This is a genomic window from Microcoleus sp. N3A4 (assembly GCF_036701805.1).
Lineage (GTDB): Bacteria > Cyanobacteriota > Cyanobacteriia > Cyanobacteriales > Microcoleaceae > Microcoleus.
This window is the reverse complement of record NZ_JAUBRJ010000064.1, coordinates 1-17,836: the sequence shown is the minus strand read 5'-3', so window position 1 is coordinate 17,836 and position 17,836 is coordinate 1. Positions and strand designations below refer to the sequence as shown.

Below are 17,836 nucleotides of genomic sequence, written 5' to 3'. Positions count from 1 at the left end.
AATAGCTTGACTTTGCTTTGAAGGTCATATAAAGTCGTCTGTGACTTCTATCACACAGAGACAGTTAACTCTGTCACCTTTTGTAATGTCTTCTGTCACAATATCTAAGGCGACGAGCAAAAATTCTCAATGCTTATCCTCGCCATCTGAAGAAAAAACGCTTCCCAAACGACTTTCGGTCAGTCACGGAGAACCCCTGACGCTGGCCCCTAGTTCCCCTACTAATCTTGCCCAAGCTCTACAACGGGCGGCAATTCATTTTCCTAATCAAGGCATTGTCTATATTGAGTCTGATAGTAAAGAGAGCATTCAATTTTATTCAGCCTTACTAGAAGAAGCCCAGCGGATTGTTGGGGGATTGAGAAAACTCGGACTAAAGCCACAAGATAAAATAATTTTCCAGTTCGAGCGCAATCAAGACTCGATCGCTGCCTTTTGGGGATGCGTTTTAGGTGGGTTTGTCCCCGTACCGATCGCGATCGCTCCCACCTACTCCGAATCTAATGGATCTGTCACAAAGCTGCACCATGCTTGGCAGATGTTAGAGCAGCCGACAATTCTAACAAACGAAAAACTAGCTCCCTCAATTCTTGCTCTGTCGCAGTCTTGGGAAGTCGAGAGCATTCAAGTTGAAACTATTGAAGAGTTGCAAACCTCTACTCCTGACAAACGCGCTGAAAATAGTAATCCCGACGATTTAGCTCTATTGCTTCTCACTTCTGGAAGCACCGGAATGCCCAAAGGGGTGATGCAAAGCCATCGCACTTTACTCAACCGATCTGCTAGTACATCCCAGATTAACCATTTTCGTAGTGAAGATATCTCCCTGAATTGGATGCCTCTCGACCACGTTGGTGGTCTAGTCATGTTTCATATTCGAGATGTTTACTTGGGTTGCAAACAAATCCATGTTGTCAAAGAAGCTATCTTGCAAAACCCGCTGTTATGGCTAGACTTGATTGAGCGCTTTCAAGCTACTGTTACTTGGGCCCCCAATTTCGCTTATGCGCTGATCAATGACCACGCTCAGAAGATTCAAGAGCAACATTGGAATTTATCCTCAATGCGGTTTCTTCTAAATGGAGGTGAGGCAATTGTTGCTAAAACAGCAAGGCGCTTTCTAGAGTTGCTTTGCCCTCAAGGACTGCCAGCTAGTGCGATGCGTCCGGCGTGGGGAATGTCAGAGACTTCTTCAGGAATTACCTTCTCACACAACTTTTCCTTAGACTCAACATCAGAACATGATGCCTTTGTAGAAGTAGGAGCTCCTATTCCCGGTGTTTCGATTCGTATTGTTGATAGCAATGACCAAGTAGTTGAGCAAGAAACGATTGGACGCTTACAGGTTAAAGGAGTATCTGTCACCTCTGGTTACTATCATAATCCAGAACTAAATCGAGAAGTTTTTACCGAGGACGGATGGTTTAATACTGGAGATTTGGGATTTCTCAACGGTGGCAGGCTGACGATTACAGGTCGTGCGAAGGACACGATCATCGTCAATGGTCTCAACTACTACAGCCATGAAATTGAAGCGGTAGTAGAAGAAGTTGATGGTGTAGAAGTCTCATATACTGCCGCCTGTGCCGTCCGAACTCCTGATAGCAATAGTGATAAGTTAGCAATCTTTTTTCATACGGCTATTTCCGAGCAGAACCGCTTAGCGTTACTACTCAAGGATATTCGAGCTAGTATTGTTAAAAAAATTGGGCTGAATCCAAATTATCTGATTCCAGTTGAGAAACAAACGATTCCTAAAACAGAGATTGGGAAAATTCAACGGAGTCAATTGAGCCAAGGTTTCGAGAGGGGCGAATTCGACAGCATTGTCAAACAGTTCGACACGCCAAAGCTACAAACTGCTCACGGCTTGCCTAAGACTGAGATTGAGAAAACAATCGGTTTGATTTGGAAAGAAGTCCTTCATCTCAATGAAGTAGGGATTCACGACAATTTCTTTGACTTGGGCGGCAATTCCTTACTGATCGCTAAGGTTGTAAGCAAATTGCAGTCAGCCTTCAAGAAAGAAATCTCCATAACCGATATGTTTCAATATCCCACTATCAAATCACTGGCTGAACATTTAGGGCAAGGGTCAGACCGACAGCTTTTCTCTAAATTAGTTCACAGTAAAATTCGAGGACAAAATCGCAGGCAGAGATTCGCAATGCCCATGCCTGTATAAATTCAAAAAACAACGTCCAAAACTCACCAAACAATCACAAAATAACCCAGGAGATAGGTTAATGAATAATGCTCTCGATGTCGCTGTAATTGGAATGTCTGGTAGATTTCCCGGTGCTGAAAATATCAACAAGTTTTGGCAGAATCTGCGAGATGGTGTAGAATCTATTTCCTTTTTGACCGATGAGGAGCTAGCAGCTTCTGGTGTAAGCGAAGACCTGCTCAAGAATCCTAACTACGTGAAAGCGGCGGCAGAACTAGAAGGCATCGACTTATTTGACGCTTCGTTTTTTGGCTACAGTCCGAAAGAAGCTGAACTGCTAGACCCTCAGATTCGCATTTTCCTGGAATGCGCTTGGGAGGCACTTGAAACTTCTGGATACAACCCTAAAGGTTACAAAGGATCGGTGGGTGTTTACGCCAGCAAAGCAGAGAGTCTGTATTTCCTGAGAAATATTTATCCAGGCCATTATGATCTTCAAGATGCCGCAATTTCAGGCAACTTAAAACTTTTTGCTTCTCATTGGAACGATTTTTTGCCGACGCGGGTTTCTTACAAATTAAATTTGAAAGGGCCAAGTATCAATGTCCAAACCGCCTGTTCTAGTTCATTAGTTGCCATCCACATTGCCCGCCAAAGTTTGCTGGCGGGTGAATGCGATATCGCTCTAGCTGGCGGAGTAATGATCGATATTCCTGAAAAAGTAGGCTATCTCCACAAAGAAGGGCAGATTTATTCTCCTGACGGACACACGCGCACTTTTGATGCGAAAGCAGGAGGCACTGTATTCGGCAGCGGCGTAGGGATTGTAGTGTTAAAACCGCTCTCAAATGCTCTTGCAGATGGGGACTGTATCTATGCAGTGATTAAAGGTTCAGCTCTCAACAATGACGGCTCGGAAAAGGTTGGCTATTGGTCTACCAGTGTCAATGGCCATGCAGAAGTGATTGCTGAAGCTATTGCTAATGCAGGAGTAGAAGCTGAAACAATTACCTATGTTGAAGCTCACGGAACGGCTACTGAGCAGGGCGATCCAATTGAGTTTGCTGGCTTGACTCAAGCGTTTTCACACTACACCAAAAAGAAAGGCTTTTGCGCGATCGGTTCGTATAAGACGAATACCGGACATCTGGATATAGCTTCTGGGGTAACAGGCTTCATCAAAACTGCGTTAATGCTCAAGCACAAGATGTTAGTACCTAGCCTGCACTTTGAAGAACCAAATCCCCAAATAGATTTTGCCAATAGCCCCTTCTACGTCAACACAAAACAACAACCTTGGACAACTGAAAATGGCATTCCTCGCCGCGCAGGAGTCAGCGCTTTTGGAATTGGCGGCACTAATGCTCATATTATCTTGGAAGAACCGCCAGAAGTAGCCCCCGTACAATCAGAAACCGAACGGCCCTTGCATTTATTCTGCCTGTCGGCCAAAACTGAAAAAGCATTGAATGAATTGGTGGCTAAATACGAAACTCACCTCGAAATATCACCAAATCAGTCCTTAGCAGATATTTGTTTTACTGCAAATGCAGGGCGATCGCACCACAATTACCGCCTGGGAATAGTAGCTGATTCCGCCAAAGATTTGCGCGAACAATTGGCAGAATTTTCTGCTGGCGAAGACTTCAGCGAAGTTATTACCAAATGCTCGAATACCAACCCACCTAAAATTGCCTTCCTATTTACCGGCCAAGGCTCCCAATACATCGGGATGGGGCGCGAACTCTACGATACTCAACCTACATTCCGCCAAACTCTCGATCGCTGCGATCGACTGCTACGCCCCTATTTAGAAGTGCCACTGCTAGATGTCCTTTATCCAGAAAAAGGCGCACCAGAAAAGGGCGTAGATTCTCCTCTCAATGAAACAGCTTATACGCAGCCAGCATTATTTGCTTTCGAGTATGCTTTAGCTCAATTGTGGCTGTCGTGGGACATCAAGCCAGATGCGGTGATGGGTCACAGTTTAGGCGAATACGTAGCCGCCTGTATAGCCGGAGTTTTCAGCTTAGAAGACGCACTAAAGCTAGTTGCAGAAAGAGGAAGGCTGATGCAAGCACTACCTCCAAACGGCGAGATGGTAGCAATTTTAGCGAATGCAGAGTTAGTAAAAGCCGCGATCGCGCCCTACCAGCCAAATGTCGTAATTTCAGCTATCAACGGCCCAGAAGAAACAGTCATTTCCGGGACTTCTGAAGCCATTTCTGCGGTACTTTCCGACCTGCAACCTCAAAAATTGTGGACGCACCGCCTAGCAGTCTCCCACGCTTTTCACTCCCCCTTAATGGCACCGATGCTAGATGATTTCCGGCAGATTGCAGCTCAAATCACCTATGCTGAACCTCAGACCGAGCTAATTTCTACGATGGGAGAAAGCGCTCAAGCCAGTGAAATTGGATGCGCTGAATACTGGTGCAATCAAATCCTGCAACCTGTAATGTTTGAGGGTGCGCTCGACTCACTTTCCACCCTAGATATTGACATTTTTCTTGAAATCGGATCGCAATCCAAATTAATAAAGATGGGGCGCAGGTGTCTCCCAGATACAACAGCAATTTGGCTATCTTCCCTCCAAAAAGAACGCTCCAACTGGCAGCATTTGCTCGCGACTTTAAAAACGTTATACGTTTATGGAGCAGATGTAAATTGGGCAGCATTTGACAAAAATTATTCCCGTCGCCGAGTGCTACTTCCTACTTACCCATTTCAGCGCCAGCGATATTGGATAGAGGCAGTAAATACAGTAGTACCTAGCGAACGGTCTACCTCAATTGCACCCGCGCATTCTATGGTTGAAGAAGCAGATATAGCGCTATCTACGGCGGTTTTAATTTCGCAACAAGCGTCTTGGCGCGACAGAATATTAAATGCACAAAAGAGCGATCGCCCCGCTTTATTAGAGTCTTATCTCTGCGATCAAGTAGTCCGAGGACTGGGAATCAAACGCTCCGAAGTATGCCTCGAAGCGTCTTTAAAAAATTTGGGATTTGATTCTTTGATGGTAGTCGAACTCAAAAATCGGATTGAGACAGATTTGGGAATTACCTTGCTAGTTAAGGAACTAATAGGGGGGCCTTCTGTCACTCAGCTAGCCCTAAAACTGAACTCTCAACTGACATCAGAAGTAGCAGAATTATCACCAAAAATTGAGATTGTAGCTCAAACAATTCCTCACGCACCTCATTTTAATTGGATCAACAAATCTGAGTTTTCTTCCTCTTCAGAAATTCGCTTATTTTGCTTTCCCTACGCTGGTGGCGGCGCTTCAATCTACCGCACCTGGCAAGATGAATTGCCCCCAGAAATAGAAGTCTGTCCGATTCAGATTCCCGGTCGGGAAAACCGCATCAACGAAGCGCCTTTTACTAAATTTACAGACTTAGTTGAAGCTTTGGTAGATGCCTTAAAACCAATGCTTGATAAACCTTTTGCATTCTACGGTCATAGTATGGGCGCAGTGCTAGCTTTTGAGGCGGCAAGGTTGCTTCGCGCTCAGTTTAACTTGTTGCCAGTTCACTTGTTTATTGGTGCAAGTATGGCTCCCCAATTGCCTAATCCTTTCCCAGCCCTCGATTTGAGTTCTCCTCTGAAGTTGACTAAATTTCTCCACAGTTTGGGAACATCATCTAAAGTGCTGCAAAACACTGAACTGACGGAGGCGCTTTTGCCGACTATAAAGGCAGATTTTATTGCTCTTGAGGGCTATCTATACAAGGAGAATGCACCACTGGATTGTCCGATTTCGGCTTTGGGAGGAAGCAAAGATCGGTTTGTCAGCCAAGAGGATATGGCAGCATGGAGTTTACATACTTCGAGCCGCTTTCACCTTGACGCTGTTTCGGGTTCTCACTTGTTTTTAGAGAGCGATCGCGAATCTGTTTTACAAACTATTTCCCGCGAACTAGCGCCCAACAAATCCCCGCAACATCGCGTCTCTTCTTTTAGCCGTTTCTTAATATCCTCTGCCCCTAACTCTCATAAGTAGAAAGGGTAAATCGTTCAAAATAAAAGTCTTTCCTCTTCTCCTATTTTGCTCCTCACACTAACACTAATCACCCAATAGGTAAAAATCATGGATACAACTTCTTTTCCCATAAGTCAAGAGCGCGTAATCAAAGGACAAGCCGTTTATACAGAAGACATTTTGTCTGAATACGATAAAATTGTTGTTGGGTTTTCATCTCGTTTTTTGTGGAAATGCTCTGCTCGCCGACTTCTCAATTTTTACAACAAAAATATTTCTGATTGCCACTTGGATGTCGGAGTTGGATCTGGATATTATTTGGACAAGTGCCGCTTTCCTTCTAAACAGCCAAAGATTGCTTTGTTGGATCTAAATGCTAACAGTTTAGATTTTACTTCAAAGCGGATTGAACGCTACAAACCGTCTTGCTATCAAGCCTCGGTATTAGAACCCCTGTCGCTGGAACCAAATCAATTTGATTCTGTAGGAATTAACTACCTACTTCACTGCCTCCCTGGAACGCTTGCCACTAAAACAGTAGCCTTCCAGCACCTAAAACCTCTGATGAAAGATGGTGCTATTCTATTTGGCTCGACTATTCTTGGTCAAGGAGTTAATCACCATTATTTAGGAAAAATAGTGATGCACATCTACAACAGCACTGGTGTTTTCAGCAATTGGCACGATAGCGTTGAAGATTTAAAGCAGGCGCTTGCATCGAATTTTTCTAGTTATTCGGTTCAAGTTGTCGGTTGCACTGCACTGTTTACGGCAAGAAAGTAAGGAATGAAAATTCAATAACTTGTACCGTTATGTATGTAGTTGCGCTTCATTTTAAGAGCGCTGAAGCGCAACAACGTACCTAAATTCAGTAGTTATTCATGGATAGAACCGTCAGACATAACCGTTCCGGCAACCGTTGCTCCCGTCAAATTTGTATCAATTAAATTAGCTCCTTCCAAATTTGCATTGCTCAATTTTGTAATAGATATCTCCCAAAAAGAAATAGTTGACCGCTCGCTCTTAAATTATAATGGAATTTTACCCGAAAAAAAAGTTAGGATTAAATCCTAAAAAAAACAATGCGGAGTAGTCAAGCTGAGACAGAAAGAGTGCAAAAATTAAGAGTTGATTACTGGGAAAAAGTGAAGGATATAGATCCTATAAACTTAGTATTTCTGGATGAAACTGGTGTAATGCTAGGGTTGGCAAGAACTCATGCCCGCCCAGAAAAGGGAACAAGAGTATACGATTTAAAACCATTTTATCGAGGGTCAAAAGTTACGGCAATTGGAGCAATTAGTATTCAAAGAATCGTGGCATTGATGAGAATGGACAATTTAATGGATGGCAAAGCTTTTGAAGTATTTGTTGAGAAATTTTTAGTCCCTGAGTTGTGGTCAGGAGCAGTAGTCATAATGGATCGCTTATCGGCCCATAAACTAGCTTCAATTACAACTATGATTGAATCTGTAGGTGCTAAAATTATTTGTTTATTACCATATTCTCCTGATTTTAACCCGTAGGGCTACGCCCCGCCGCAGGCGTATGAATTATGGTGGTCTCAACTTAAGTCTTTTTTACGAAGCTTTTTTTTAACTACAACAGAAATGGTTGATACTATAATTGCAGTTGCACTCAAATTGATGAATCCTCAACATTTAAGAAATTGGGAAAGCTAATTGCTGCTACTGTACCTCATTACAGCGGAAACCGCTGTATCTCCGCGCCTACCGTCGCGGAGTGGAAGACAGCTGAACTAACAATTCCCGCACCCGGCCTACAAACAAAGCGAGCTACTGAAACCACTTTCCGCAGAGAGTAATCCCTAGGACGATATTTTCTTAGACATTTCCCTAATAAGTCAGACAATCGGTGTAGGAGGGAGTGGTTCACGTAAAATAAACCTAATATGGCTAAATATGTACCACCAAGAATTGCTATTCAACGACTTGGAGTATGTTCAAAAACCCTTGAGCGGTGGGAAAAAGAAGGGAAAATCAAAGCGTACAGAACACCATCAGGACAGCGACGATACGACTGTGACTCAGTTGTCAATATTCCATCTACTAAACCAACCATCCTCTACGCCAGAGTTAGCAGTCGAAGTCAAAAAGCCGACCTTCTACGACAGACTGACTTTCTTCTGTCTCGCTACCCCGGATGTGAAATTATCCAAGACATCGGGAGCGGCCTCAATTTCAAACGGAAAGGTCTTATCGCCCTACTGGAACACATTTACACAGGCGACATCGGAATGGTTGTCATTGCCTCAAAAGATAGATTGTGTCGATTCGGGTTCGATCTTATCTCATGGTTTGCGGAGCGGGGCGGATGTAAAATTCTGGTTCTCAACAATTGCACACTTAGTCCAGAAAGAGAAATGGTTCAAGACATACTCGCAATCATCCATGTCTTCAGTTGTCGATTGTACGGACTCAGAAAGTACAAAAAGCAAATCATTGAAGACTCTGACGTACCGAGTGTACCCAAAGGGGGAAACCAAGAAAATCTGGATGTTGAGAATTCATGCCAATCGCAAAGTTTACAATAACGCAATTTCTTACCTAAACCAACATCAAGGAAAGTTTACCTATTACACTGTTGACAAAAAGACTAATCAGCCAGTTTTAAAAACTTCTGGGAAGCAAGCATTTCGGAGTTTCTGTAAAACTTTGGGTTACGAGATAATCCCTGAATGGTGCAAAGAGCTAGGAATAGCTCATGGCTTAGATAACGCCCTCTTCGAGGCTTATACAGCTTGGAAGAAAACTGACAAACAACCAACTCACATAGGTAAAGGGAAAAAGGCGAAAATCAATCCTTTAGCTGGACTAAGACTAGCCAAATTCAGGTCGATTCGCGACCAAAAACAGACCATTCAGTTTGACCCGGGTGATTATAAGAACGGTCATCTCATGGCTAACGCTAGCAAGGGTTTAGAAAAACCTCTTTGGACTGGGCAAGATTTTTGCTTAATCAATTACGACAAAGCTGTAGAAGTCACTTACAATAAAGGACGTTGGTTTGTGAATATGCCTGTAGAGATGGACGTTCCAGCATCTAAAAATGGTGGCAAGACCATCGCACTCGATCCAGGACTGCGCTGTTTTTTGACCGGGTTTGATGGCAATTATTTCACTGAATTTGGGAAACATGACTTTGGACGAATTGCTAGATTGTGTCAGCATTTAGATAAAATTCAATCCAAGCGTGACCAATTGAAAGGTTCGGTATTTTCCCGATTGCGTTACCGACTAAGGCAAGCAATGGAGAAAATAAGAACTAAAATCAAAAACTTGCGCTCAGAAGCTCACAAACAAGTAGGAAGTTACTTGGCGCGTAATTACGATGTCATTTACTTGCCACACTTTGAGACTTCTGAGATGGTGGCAAGAGGAAGTCGCAAACTTAATTCTAAGTCGGCAAGAGCAATGATGACTTGGGCTTTCTATCAGTTCTCACAAACCTTAGAGCATCTCTGTAATCGTTACGGTTCGAGATTGGTTAGAGTAACTGAGGAATATACCTCCAAAACTTGTACAAAATGCGGTCACATTCATAAAAAGTTGGGTGGCTCTAAAATTTTTAAATGCCCCAATTGTGTTCGTGAAATACCCCGTGATTTTAATGGCGCTTTAGGGATTTTCCTTAAAGCTTTGTGGGATACCACCATACTCTCAGACGTGTCTGATGAGTGTGCTATATTTGGATTCTCTCAGGTTGTCGGAGATTGTCTGGATTAAAAGTATCAGTGCTAATTGTGGCGACTGAACGCTCACCCGCCACTGTCCCCTCGCATTGGCGCCCGTCACGCGCGAGGCGTGAGCAAAGAAAGAAAACACAACTTTTCGCTTTCCTGAAACCGCTTAGATCCTCGTACAGCAGGTCGGAGCCTTTGAATTAATTATCAGAGGAGGTGTATTTCTCCTCAGTTAATCATCCAAAAGGCTGAAGTTAATTATCCGTTTTTTCAGCCCGTGTAGCCATGCTGCACCATGTTGTCAACTGTTGCAATCTAAAAAAGGTTAGCAATGCTTACCGCGAAAATTTTGATTTGGAGTTTTCTGTTAATATGACTATCCAAACTATCAACGATGTACTATTTCCCCCTTTCCTTTTTACCACTCTCTTTTGCTTAGCCTCAGTATTCCTGCACAAACCTGAAGCAGCCCAAGAAGAACTCACAGACAATCGAACCCAAGTAAATGTGTCAACAGTCGCAACACCATCCGATGGTATTGGCAGTGCCGTAAATGGAGCAACAATTGAAATTGAGAAACCAGCCAGATCCCATCACACTCGCCATCAGACCACAGGCAAAAAAACACCAAACAAACCAGCAAAACCAATTGATTTTGCCGCACATTCAGGCGCAAGCACAACCTCAGTTCCTGCCGTTAATACTTCACTAATTTCACTTAGGCAAGCTCGCAAAATTGCTAGCGCCATCAAAGCTGCTGCGCCAGAACTGGGGTTCAAGCAAAAAGTTAACGGCTCTGATTCCTCTATTGAATGGTTGCAGGCTCAAATCAAAAATCGGCTGGAAAATTCTCCCCTAATTGTGATGCCTATCATCCTCAAGCTTGCTCCCAAAGCGGTGATTGCAAATACCCTAGCATCTGCTACTTCCGAACTAGGTGAAAGTGCGCGTTCAGTGTCCTAACAGCGAACGAAAAGTTTCTCAACCAACCAGCGCACTCGTTTACCCTCCGAAACTTATAACAATGCCCAAGCCTTCGTAAGGCTTGGGCAGTTCTTTTGACCTGAATAAGCGATTTTCCAATAAAATCCTAATTTTTTATTAAAGGGGAACAAAACTAGCAAAACAACTTGCCAAGTGAATCAAAAAATAGTATAATCAAATTATTACAAGCGCCACTTCTATTTGAGCGTACTGTTATGGCGGCACTTAAACCTGTTACCTTCCTAGACCTCATAGATGCGATCGCCACCTTGCCAATTATCAACTTTCCTGAGAATTTAAGTCAGTTGAGTAGCAATAAAAGCCAATCTAACTGCAATAAAGGACGCGGGCGGAGGCATCCTCGGCGCAGCGCCCCGCAAGTGGCCCATCAAGCGATAAAAGCTTTTCGGCAGACTTGACGAAAGGACACTTTCGTCCAATAATAAGGGAGCTTTCATTTTGGAGGGCTGCGCCGTGAAGGTTCAAGGCAACGGGCGTGCTAAGATTTTGACGCCCGCCGAAATATCTAGGCTGTTCGACCGGGGTTTTGTTACAGCAAGGGATAGGCTTTTGTTTGCTGTGACCTTTTATTGTGCCTGTCGTATTTCAGAGGCGTTAGCTTTAACAACTCAGGACATTGTTGGCGGTGTGGTGACGCTGCGGAAAGCGACAACTAAGGGCAAGTCAGCAACGCGAACGCTGCCGCTACATCCTATGTTGGCTAAGTTTTTATTGGCTTACAATCCAGATGCGGGTTTTTTGTTTCCGGGGCGAGAGGGTACGAAGCCTTTGACACGCTCTCAGGCAGACTTGATTTTTAAAGAAGCTTGCAAACGGGTAAGAATTAAGGGAGCTTCCACACATTCGATGAGGCGGACAGCACTCACGAACTTGAGCAATGCTGGGGTGCCACTGCGGGTAATTATGGAGATATCAGGTCACAAAAATTTGTCGAGCCTCCAGCGCTATTTAGAAGTGCAGCCGGAACAGCTTGTCAAGGCGCTCGGGATTCTGAAATGAGGCGATCGCGACTTTGGTTCGCCAGATTGTTTCAACAGTTGAAGGGCTCTCCCGTAAGTCTTCTTTGAATTCAGGCGCAAGGCTCGCGATGGCTACCCATTTCTTCCCGGATGTATTTTAGCTAAAACAAAGGCAACTGCTATCCGCGACAATCCTGACTGGTTTGAGCCGCCTGCTCAAGAGTGAGGTATGAATAAGCTTTCCTGACTCTTGAGTTGTAATTGACGTAATCCCCATAACTCCATAAAAACTATCTTACGGAACCAGTCAAAGGGCAGATAGATATATACTTACTGCTGCAAATGCTAGGAAATGCCCAAATCATTAAAAATGACTCCACCAATCAACAAACCGAAGGTACTTATCAGTGCGACACCAGCAGTAAATACACCGGAATCCTGATTGTCATTACACCCACAAAATGCAAAATATTTACCCCTAAAAAATTAGATATTTAAGGTAATTTTGGTTGGTAGCGACTACTATATAACTAAAAAAAAGCTCAAAGAATTAAGCTATTTTCGGGCGAAAAGCCATTGTCAAAATCTAGGGATATTCATTCATTGATAGTCAGAAGATTGAACTGACAAATTTATCAGTACAAGACAGGTTTGGCCTTTTGACACTCCCACCCCGGTCGGGGATGGGATTCTTAAGAGATTTCGCCCTTAATATCCCAGAGAGACAATTGCTTGTACTCTGGGTTCTCGCCCACACACCGTTTGCCTTTTGGCGGTGTATTCTCTGGCGAGCGTTTGCACAATTCAGCCTCAAAAAGACTTAATTGTACTGGTTTCGGCGAGTCCCGCCGTACCATTTTTAATTTAATCAATTTGACAATATTTAACCCGTAGGTTTCGATTGCCTTAATTTTTACATTCCTTGCAGCTTGCAAATTAGCATCATCAATATGTCCGCAATTGGCACAAATAAACTTTTCACCATTGCGACTATCCTTATCAACGTGCTGACATTTGCTGCAAGTTTGACTGGTATATCTTGGGTTAACTCGATATAGTTTCTTGCCTGACTTCACAGCCAAATCTTCAAGTTTTTGAGTCAACCCATACCAACTCGCATCAGCAATACAACGATTCAATCCACGCTTAGCCGATTGACCGTTAGATAAAAACCTACCAGCCTCAGACTTAATAGGCTTGCACCGTTTCATCATGTTTTTAACCTGCAAGTCTTCGACTGCAACAGCATCGCTTCTTTCAAGAATACGTTTAGCAGCATCCCATTGATAAGATTCCCGTCGCTGTTGAATTTTGTTGTGTAATTTGCTCACTTTAAGTTGAGCTTTACCACGATTATTGCTTCCTTTGTGCTTACGGCTAACCCGCCGTTGTCTAATTCGCATTAACCGCTTAGTCTTTTTATTTGTAGCAAAACGTGGGTTATCAATACTGCTTCCATCAGACAAGTAAACTAACTTGCTCAATCCCATATCGCAGCCAGTAATGGTTTTAATTTCACTGTCTGGGATTACTGGGAAATCTGGCACTGTCTTGTTTTCGATTCTGATCGAGACGTACCAACCATTAACCTTTTGCCTAACCGTTACCGTCTTAATTTCAAATCCCTCTGGAATAGAACGCGAGTTATAAAAACGCATCCATCCAACTTTAGGCAAATATATTTTATTGCCTTTAATCTTTACTCTTCCCGGCTTGTAACTAAAGGATTTGAAATCATGGCGACGTTTGAATTTGGGGAATCCTGCACCCTTGAAAAACTTATTGAATGATTCATTAACTCTGGCAGGAATTGACTGCAAAACTCCAATATCTATATCCCGATACCAAGGTCTAGCATCTTTTAATTCTTGTAAGTTAGCATCTTGCATTAAAGATGCTGTGCGCTTGGGAGATTTATTTTCCCTTCCTTCTTTTTTTGCTTTACCACCCCCATCTTTCCAGGGATTAGTTAATTGCGTTCCCTTAACTAAACTGCAACTTAAAGGCATGATTTCAACTTGGTTTTTTAAATCACAATAGTCACCCATAATGAATTGCTGATGCCAACCATCTATTCGGTCACGCAAGCACCAATTATAAGTTGCTCGTAGCAGATCTAGCCACTGAGTTAACTTTTGGGATTGCTGTCGATTAGGTCTAAGTTTGTATTTGAAACTTAAGAGCAAACTGCATCACCTCCTAAAATTATTGTACGAGATTATTGTAGATACTAGCGACTCAACGACAATAAATATGCAAGACAAATATAGGCGCAAAATTACATCACTTACACTTATTAGATACCACTTTGTTTGGATTCCGGCTAGACGCAAGAAGGTGTTGGTTGGTGGAGTGTCTGAACGCTTAAAGCAACTATTCTGTCAAAGAGCGGCAGCCCTGTCACGCGCGCGTGAAGAAGGCTCTCAAACACCTTCCATTTGGTTGACGACGTTAGCGCAGCCGGAGAAGAGGATCGCTCGATCTGATTTTGGTCAACCGCTCACGACAATAAATCTTGTTTCTGATCGATCGCGAGTACCTAGGATGACGTAAATACGTCGTTAGCGCAGCTCTCGAAGAGGAGCGCACGCTCCTACTGGGCTGGTCAAAGAGCGGCTATCGCCGCTATTGGGAGTGACCTGCTCAATTAAGTTTCATCCATTCTTAACAATAGCGAACGCATTCACCTAGGAAAGCCTTCATCACGGGCGATCGCCCTCAAAAAAGCCAGTTAGCTGTTAAGAATTAGGATTGACTTCTATTTCAGTTAACTGGCTCCCTTTCAATTAACCACACAAAATTCAAAGAGGGATGCTATCTCGCCTTGACATCCTCACCGGGAATTGAGCCACGGTGATTCCAAGAATCACTTCTTAGACCTTTCTGCTTCATCGCAACTGCCATCAGACTGATGCCTATCCGGTCTTACGTTCGCTCCACAGACTTTCACCGCAAGCCCTGCGGCAAGAATATTTTTTGCTGCATTGATATCTCGGTCGTGGTGCGCCCCGCAGATTGGGCAATCCCATTCCCGAACATTCAATGGCATTTTTTCCATGATGTGACCGCAATTGCCACACCGCTTAGAACTCGGAAACCATCGGTCAATCTTGATTAAAGTACGACCGTACCAGTCACACTTGTATTCAAGCTGTCTTACCAACTCGCCCCAACTCGCATCACTGATGGAGAGGGCAAGTTTGGGGTTCTTCACCATATTCTTCACGGCCAAATCCTCGACGGCGATCGTTTGGTTTTCGCGCACCAATCGAGTGGTCAGCTTGTGAAGAAAATCCTTTCTCGCGTCAGCGATGGACTGATGCACCTTTGCCACTTTGAGTCGTGCCTTGTGGCGATTGTTCGATCCATGAAGCTTGCGACTCAACGCCTTCTGAGCTTTCCTGAGCTTGCGGCGTTTCGCATTGAAGCCTTTGGGGTTGGCAATCTTCTCGCCATCGCTCAAGGCAACCAGGCTGGTCACACCCAAATCTATCCCAATTTCACTGGAGCATTTTGGCAATGGCTCAATCTCGACATCCACCAGCAAGGAAACTGTCCAGCGTCCAGCAGGCGAGAGCTTCACCGTAATGGTCGATGGAGTTGCACCTGGTGGCAATTCTCGACTCCAGCGAATCGACAGGGGTTCAGAACACTTGGCAAGAAAGACTTGCCCGTCTCTGAACTTGAAGGCAGACTTGGTAAACTCTGCGCTGCCGCCGTTGCGTTTCTTCTTGAAGGTGGGGTATTTCGCCCGCCCGTCGAAGAAGTTCGAGAATGCTTTCTGAAGGTGTCTCAATCCTTGCTGCAATGGGACACAGCTAACCTCGTTGAGGAATTGCAGATCTTCCTGCTTTTTCCATTCGGTCAACATTGCCGAAGTATCGCTGTAACCGACTCGCTTCTTCTGTTCGTACCAAGCCTGTGTTCTCACAGCAAGGGCGCGATTGTAGACCAAACGAGTACAGCCCATCGTGCGTCTCAACAAGGTTTCTTGTTCAGGCGTGGGATAGAAGCGGTACTTAAAGGCTTTTTGCGTCATGTCTCACATTATAGCAATTATCCTGTGAGATGCGTAAGTTCTAATGTAAAGCCGTGCTAGAAGCACGGGGTTTCTAACCCATTTTAGCAGGAGCTAGTGGAATTAACGCATTGGCTTGACCAACAACTAACTGAAGATTCGATCCGGCGATACGTCGAAGCTGCTAATAAAGGTAATTGGACAGCGATTTCTGTACTGCAAAGATTTTTGCAACGCATCCATTAAATTTGGGTACAGCAGAATCATTACCCTTAAACGAACGCAATCTTTCCTTGTAAATCTGAGAGGAATTGGTATTAGTGCCAATTCCTAGCAACACTAATTAATGGCCAAAAAGTCTGCCTATTTCCGTAACAAAAATAAAACACAGAATCAAGTAGTAGCCATTGGAGAAAGAGCGCTTGTACAATGCGTTAAAAGCTGGTGTCCTCCCAGTAAGGAATTTACACAGCTTGATTTCAGTTGATTGATTTAGGGGAATATCGCGCTGCAATTTCTTTATCAAGAAATTTGCCTGAAAACCTGTCAAAAAAAGTCAGGTGCAATCGATTCACAGCTATGAACTTATGTCAATCTTAAAAGGAAGTCGAGATTTGATTTCGGCGCTGCCGCTAAGAGATTTGAAGGGGATGCCACCTTCAATCGAATTGCCTGCTAATTTTGCCAAAATTCACACGCCGCGCTTTGAGTGCGGCGACATGGTGCGCTGGACGGGTGTTGGCGAAGAAGCTGATTGGGGGATAGTTATTGGCAAATTTTACAACTGCGAACCGCGCCGTTGCTGTTGGATGTGGTGCTACATAATTTGGCTGGCTGCTAATTCCAAGAGCGCAGCTTGGTGTCAGTTTGATACGGCGCGGGAGGAAGATTTGGAGGGGTTTGAGGATGAAAAAGCCGCAGACTTTGACAGATAGAGAGCGCAATTTAATTGCAGCTTACAGCCAATGCCAATTGGGAATGACGCCGAAGCAGTTTTATGGCAAGTGGGCGGTGAGTTACGAGGAAATCGCTTTTATTTGTTCCCGTTCTAATTCTACAGTGCGGGGTTGGTTTAAAAAGGGAAAAAATCGAAGATTTCCTACTGCTGTTGATTTGCGCCATTTGGCAGTAATGGACTTTCTGCTGGAACATTTTGAGGAAATTCCAGAGGCACTGGCAACCTTGCTATGTCGGCTTTCTGAAGATAATAGCGTGCATTAGTAGTGGCGCGTCTGCTTGAAATTAGTGCATTGAACAATTGCCCGTGTTTTCTCAAATTGATAAACTTCAAAGCGTTTCACGGAGGCCCAGCACCCGTTATGGATCAAAGAAACTCTTTCTCCCCCTCTCCCCTTCTCCCCCTCTCCCCTTCTCCCTTCTCCCCTTCTCCCTTCTCCCCTTCTCCCCTGCGAGTTTCTGAGGAGATTTCTAATGCCTCATTTCCAAATAGACGCGCCACTATTGTTTTTGATTTTATATACATCAAGCCTTTTCAGCATCAAAAAATAATTTGAGCTGGTTTCAGCACAAATATAGTCAATTGTCAATATCACCGTGACCTGTCTTCGACAATATTGTTTCAATTAAGGTAATGGCAGGTAATCAAACACAAACACAATTTGTTACTGTTATCAGGAGGTTAAAATGACCTATTTTGAGAAGTTGCACCCGTGGTGCTTAATTCGCTTACTTCCTAATTGCCAGCGTATTGTTGTGGCGCGATTTCGCAAGAGAAACGATGCAGATGAGCATCTGCGGGTTTTGCAACGGTTGGTTAAACATCGCACATTTGTGATTATTTTTGATAGTCAAGAACAGCCAGTTTTGCCTCAAGATTGATGGGCAAAGCTTATTTTGAAGTCGAATTAGTCAAAGTACCTGCATTAGATTAATAACTCCGCTTCTCCACAATTTCTCCTAGTTAAGCTGTTGTGCATTTAAAACGCATAGTGGTATAATATAACATAATGATATTCAGACAAAGTGAATGCCTGCTAAA

15 protein-coding genes are annotated in these 17,836 nt (G+C 43.8%); 12 read left to right on the top strand and 3 right to left on the bottom strand.

Annotated features, from left to right (window positions below; all coding sequences use genetic code 11):
- Window positions 1–85 precede the first annotated feature (85 nt).
- From QUA56_RS27895 to QUA56_RS27885, 3 genes are all read left to right on the top strand, one after another.
- Window positions 86–2,185 (top strand): AMP-binding protein, encoded by a 2,100-nt coding sequence (locus QUA56_RS27895; protein WP_333364598.1) that lies wholly within the window; start codon window positions 86–88, stop codon window positions 2,183–2,185.
- 61 nt (window positions 2,186–2,246) lie between these two features.
- Window positions 2,247–6,173: a beta-ketoacyl synthase N-terminal-like domain-containing protein gene (locus QUA56_RS27890; protein ID WP_333364595.1), complete on the top strand. Its 3,927-nt coding sequence runs from the start codon at window positions 2,247–2,249 to the stop codon at window positions 6,171–6,173.
- A gap of 87 nt (window positions 6,174–6,260) precedes the next feature.
- Entirely contained in the window at window positions 6,261–6,935 is a 675-nt protein-coding gene (locus QUA56_RS27885; protein ID WP_333364592.1) for a class I SAM-dependent methyltransferase, read from the top strand.
- A gap of 92 nt (window positions 6,936–7,027) precedes the next feature.
- On the opposite strand, the gene QUA56_RS27880 is transcribed toward QUA56_RS27885, so the two are convergent.
- Window positions 7,028–7,129, bottom strand: coding sequence for a pentapeptide repeat-containing protein (locus tag QUA56_RS27880; RefSeq protein ID WP_333364589.1), 102 nt, complete (start codon window positions 7,127–7,129; stop codon window positions 7,028–7,030).
- A gap of 105 nt (window positions 7,130–7,234) precedes the next feature.
- Here QUA56_RS27880 and QUA56_RS27875 point away from each other — a divergent pair, with 105 nt between their 5' ends.
- The 6 genes from QUA56_RS27875 to QUA56_RS27850 all read left to right on the top strand — a co-directional run bounded on the left by QUA56_RS27875 (window position 7,235) and on the right by QUA56_RS27850 (window position 11,859).
- Window positions 7,235–7,678 carry a transposase gene (locus QUA56_RS27875; protein WP_333364586.1) on the top strand — a complete coding sequence of 148 codons (444 nt, stop codon included), beginning with the start codon at window positions 7,235–7,237 and terminating at the stop codon, window positions 7,676–7,678.
- 386 nt (window positions 7,679–8,064) lie between these two features.
- Window positions 8,065–8,706 (top strand): IS607 family transposase, encoded by a 642-nt coding sequence (locus QUA56_RS27870; RefSeq protein ID WP_333364583.1) that lies wholly within the window; start codon window positions 8,065–8,067, stop codon window positions 8,704–8,706.
- Window positions 8,669–9,898, top strand: coding sequence for a transposase (locus QUA56_RS27865; protein ID WP_333364580.1), 1,230 nt, complete (start codon window positions 8,669–8,671; stop codon window positions 9,896–9,898). Before QUA56_RS27870 ends, QUA56_RS27865 begins: the two co-directional genes overlap by 38 nt.
- Before the next feature lie 242 nt (window positions 9,899–10,140).
- Complete coding sequence (locus QUA56_RS27860) at window positions 10,141–10,818, top strand: hypothetical protein (protein WP_333294098.1); 678 nt, start codon at window positions 10,141–10,143, stop codon at window positions 10,816–10,818.
- A gap of 236 nt (window positions 10,819–11,054) precedes the next feature.
- Window positions 11,055–11,258 (top strand): hypothetical protein, encoded by a 204-nt coding sequence (locus QUA56_RS27855; RefSeq protein ID WP_333364577.1) that lies wholly within the window; start codon window positions 11,055–11,057, stop codon window positions 11,256–11,258.
- A 55-nt stretch (window positions 11,259–11,313) separates the two neighbouring features.
- Window positions 11,314–11,859, top strand: coding sequence for a tyrosine-type recombinase/integrase (locus QUA56_RS27850; protein ID WP_015211723.1), 546 nt, complete (start codon window positions 11,314–11,316; stop codon window positions 11,857–11,859).
- Between the two features lie 652 nt (window positions 11,860–12,511).
- Here QUA56_RS27850 and QUA56_RS27845 read toward each other — a convergent pair.
- Window positions 12,512–14,005 (bottom strand): transposase, encoded by a 1,494-nt coding sequence (locus QUA56_RS27845; protein WP_333364574.1) that lies wholly within the window; start codon window positions 14,003–14,005, stop codon window positions 12,512–12,514.
- Window positions 14,006–14,685: 680 nt separating this feature from the next.
- A complete protein-coding gene (locus QUA56_RS27840; RefSeq protein WP_333364571.1) occupies window positions 14,686–15,858 on the bottom strand; it encodes an RNA-guided endonuclease TnpB family protein in 1,173 nt (390 codons plus the stop codon).
- Window positions 15,859–16,424: 566 nt separating this feature from the next.
- On the opposite strand from QUA56_RS27840, the gene QUA56_RS27835 reads away from it, so the two are divergent.
- From QUA56_RS27835 to QUA56_RS27825, 3 genes are all read left to right on the top strand, one after another.
- Entirely contained in the window at window positions 16,425–16,772 is a 348-nt protein-coding gene (locus QUA56_RS27835; protein WP_333364569.1) for a hypothetical protein, read from the top strand.
- Window positions 16,744–17,058, top strand: coding sequence for a helix-turn-helix domain-containing protein (locus tag QUA56_RS27830; RefSeq protein ID WP_333162539.1), 315 nt, complete (start codon window positions 16,744–16,746; stop codon window positions 17,056–17,058). The genes QUA56_RS27835 and QUA56_RS27830 overlap by 29 nt, the downstream gene beginning before the upstream one ends.
- A 423-nt stretch (window positions 17,059–17,481) precedes the next feature.
- Window positions 17,482–17,676, top strand: coding sequence for a hypothetical protein (locus QUA56_RS27825; protein WP_015211718.1), 195 nt, complete (start codon window positions 17,482–17,484; stop codon window positions 17,674–17,676).
- The last annotated feature ends 160 nt before the right edge of the window (window positions 17,677–17,836 follow it).

What these genes read in the sequence shown, in the direction of transcription:
- QUA56_RS27895 (WP_333364598.1), top strand. Translation starts at nt 86, where the DNA reads ATGTCTTCTGTCACAATATCTAAGGCGACGAGCAAAAATTCTCAATGC.
- QUA56_RS27890 (WP_333364595.1), top strand. Translation starts at nt 2,247, where the DNA reads ATGAATAATGCTCTCGATGTCGCTGTAATTGGAATGTCTGGTAGATTT.
- QUA56_RS27885 (WP_333364592.1), top strand. Translation starts at nt 6,261, where the DNA reads ATGGATACAACTTCTTTTCCCATAAGTCAAGAGCGCGTAATCAAAGGA.
- QUA56_RS27875 (WP_333364586.1), top strand. Translation starts at nt 7,235, where the DNA reads ATGCGGAGTAGTCAAGCTGAGACAGAAAGAGTGCAAAAATTAAGAGTT.
- QUA56_RS27870 (WP_333364583.1), top strand. Translation starts at nt 8,065, where the DNA reads ATGGCTAAATATGTACCACCAAGAATTGCTATTCAACGACTTGGAGTA.
- QUA56_RS27865 (WP_333364580.1), top strand. Translation starts at nt 8,669, where the DNA reads ATGTTGAGAATTCATGCCAATCGCAAAGTTTACAATAACGCAATTTCT.
- QUA56_RS27860 (WP_333294098.1), top strand. Translation starts at nt 10,141, where the DNA reads ATGCTGCACCATGTTGTCAACTGTTGCAATCTAAAAAAGGTTAGCAAT.
- QUA56_RS27855 (WP_333364577.1), top strand. Translation starts at nt 11,055, where the DNA reads ATGGCGGCACTTAAACCTGTTACCTTCCTAGACCTCATAGATGCGATC.
- QUA56_RS27840 (WP_333364571.1), bottom strand. Translation starts at nt 15,858, where the DNA reads ATGACGCAAAAAGCCTTTAAGTACCGCTTCTATCCCACGCCTGAACAA.
- QUA56_RS27835 (WP_333364569.1), top strand. Translation starts at nt 16,425, where the DNA reads ATGTCAATCTTAAAAGGAAGTCGAGATTTGATTTCGGCGCTGCCGCTA.
- QUA56_RS27830 (WP_333162539.1), top strand. Translation starts at nt 16,744, where the DNA reads ATGAAAAAGCCGCAGACTTTGACAGATAGAGAGCGCAATTTAATTGCA.
- QUA56_RS27825 (WP_015211718.1), top strand. Translation starts at nt 17,482, where the DNA reads ATGACCTATTTTGAGAAGTTGCACCCGTGGTGCTTAATTCGCTTACTT.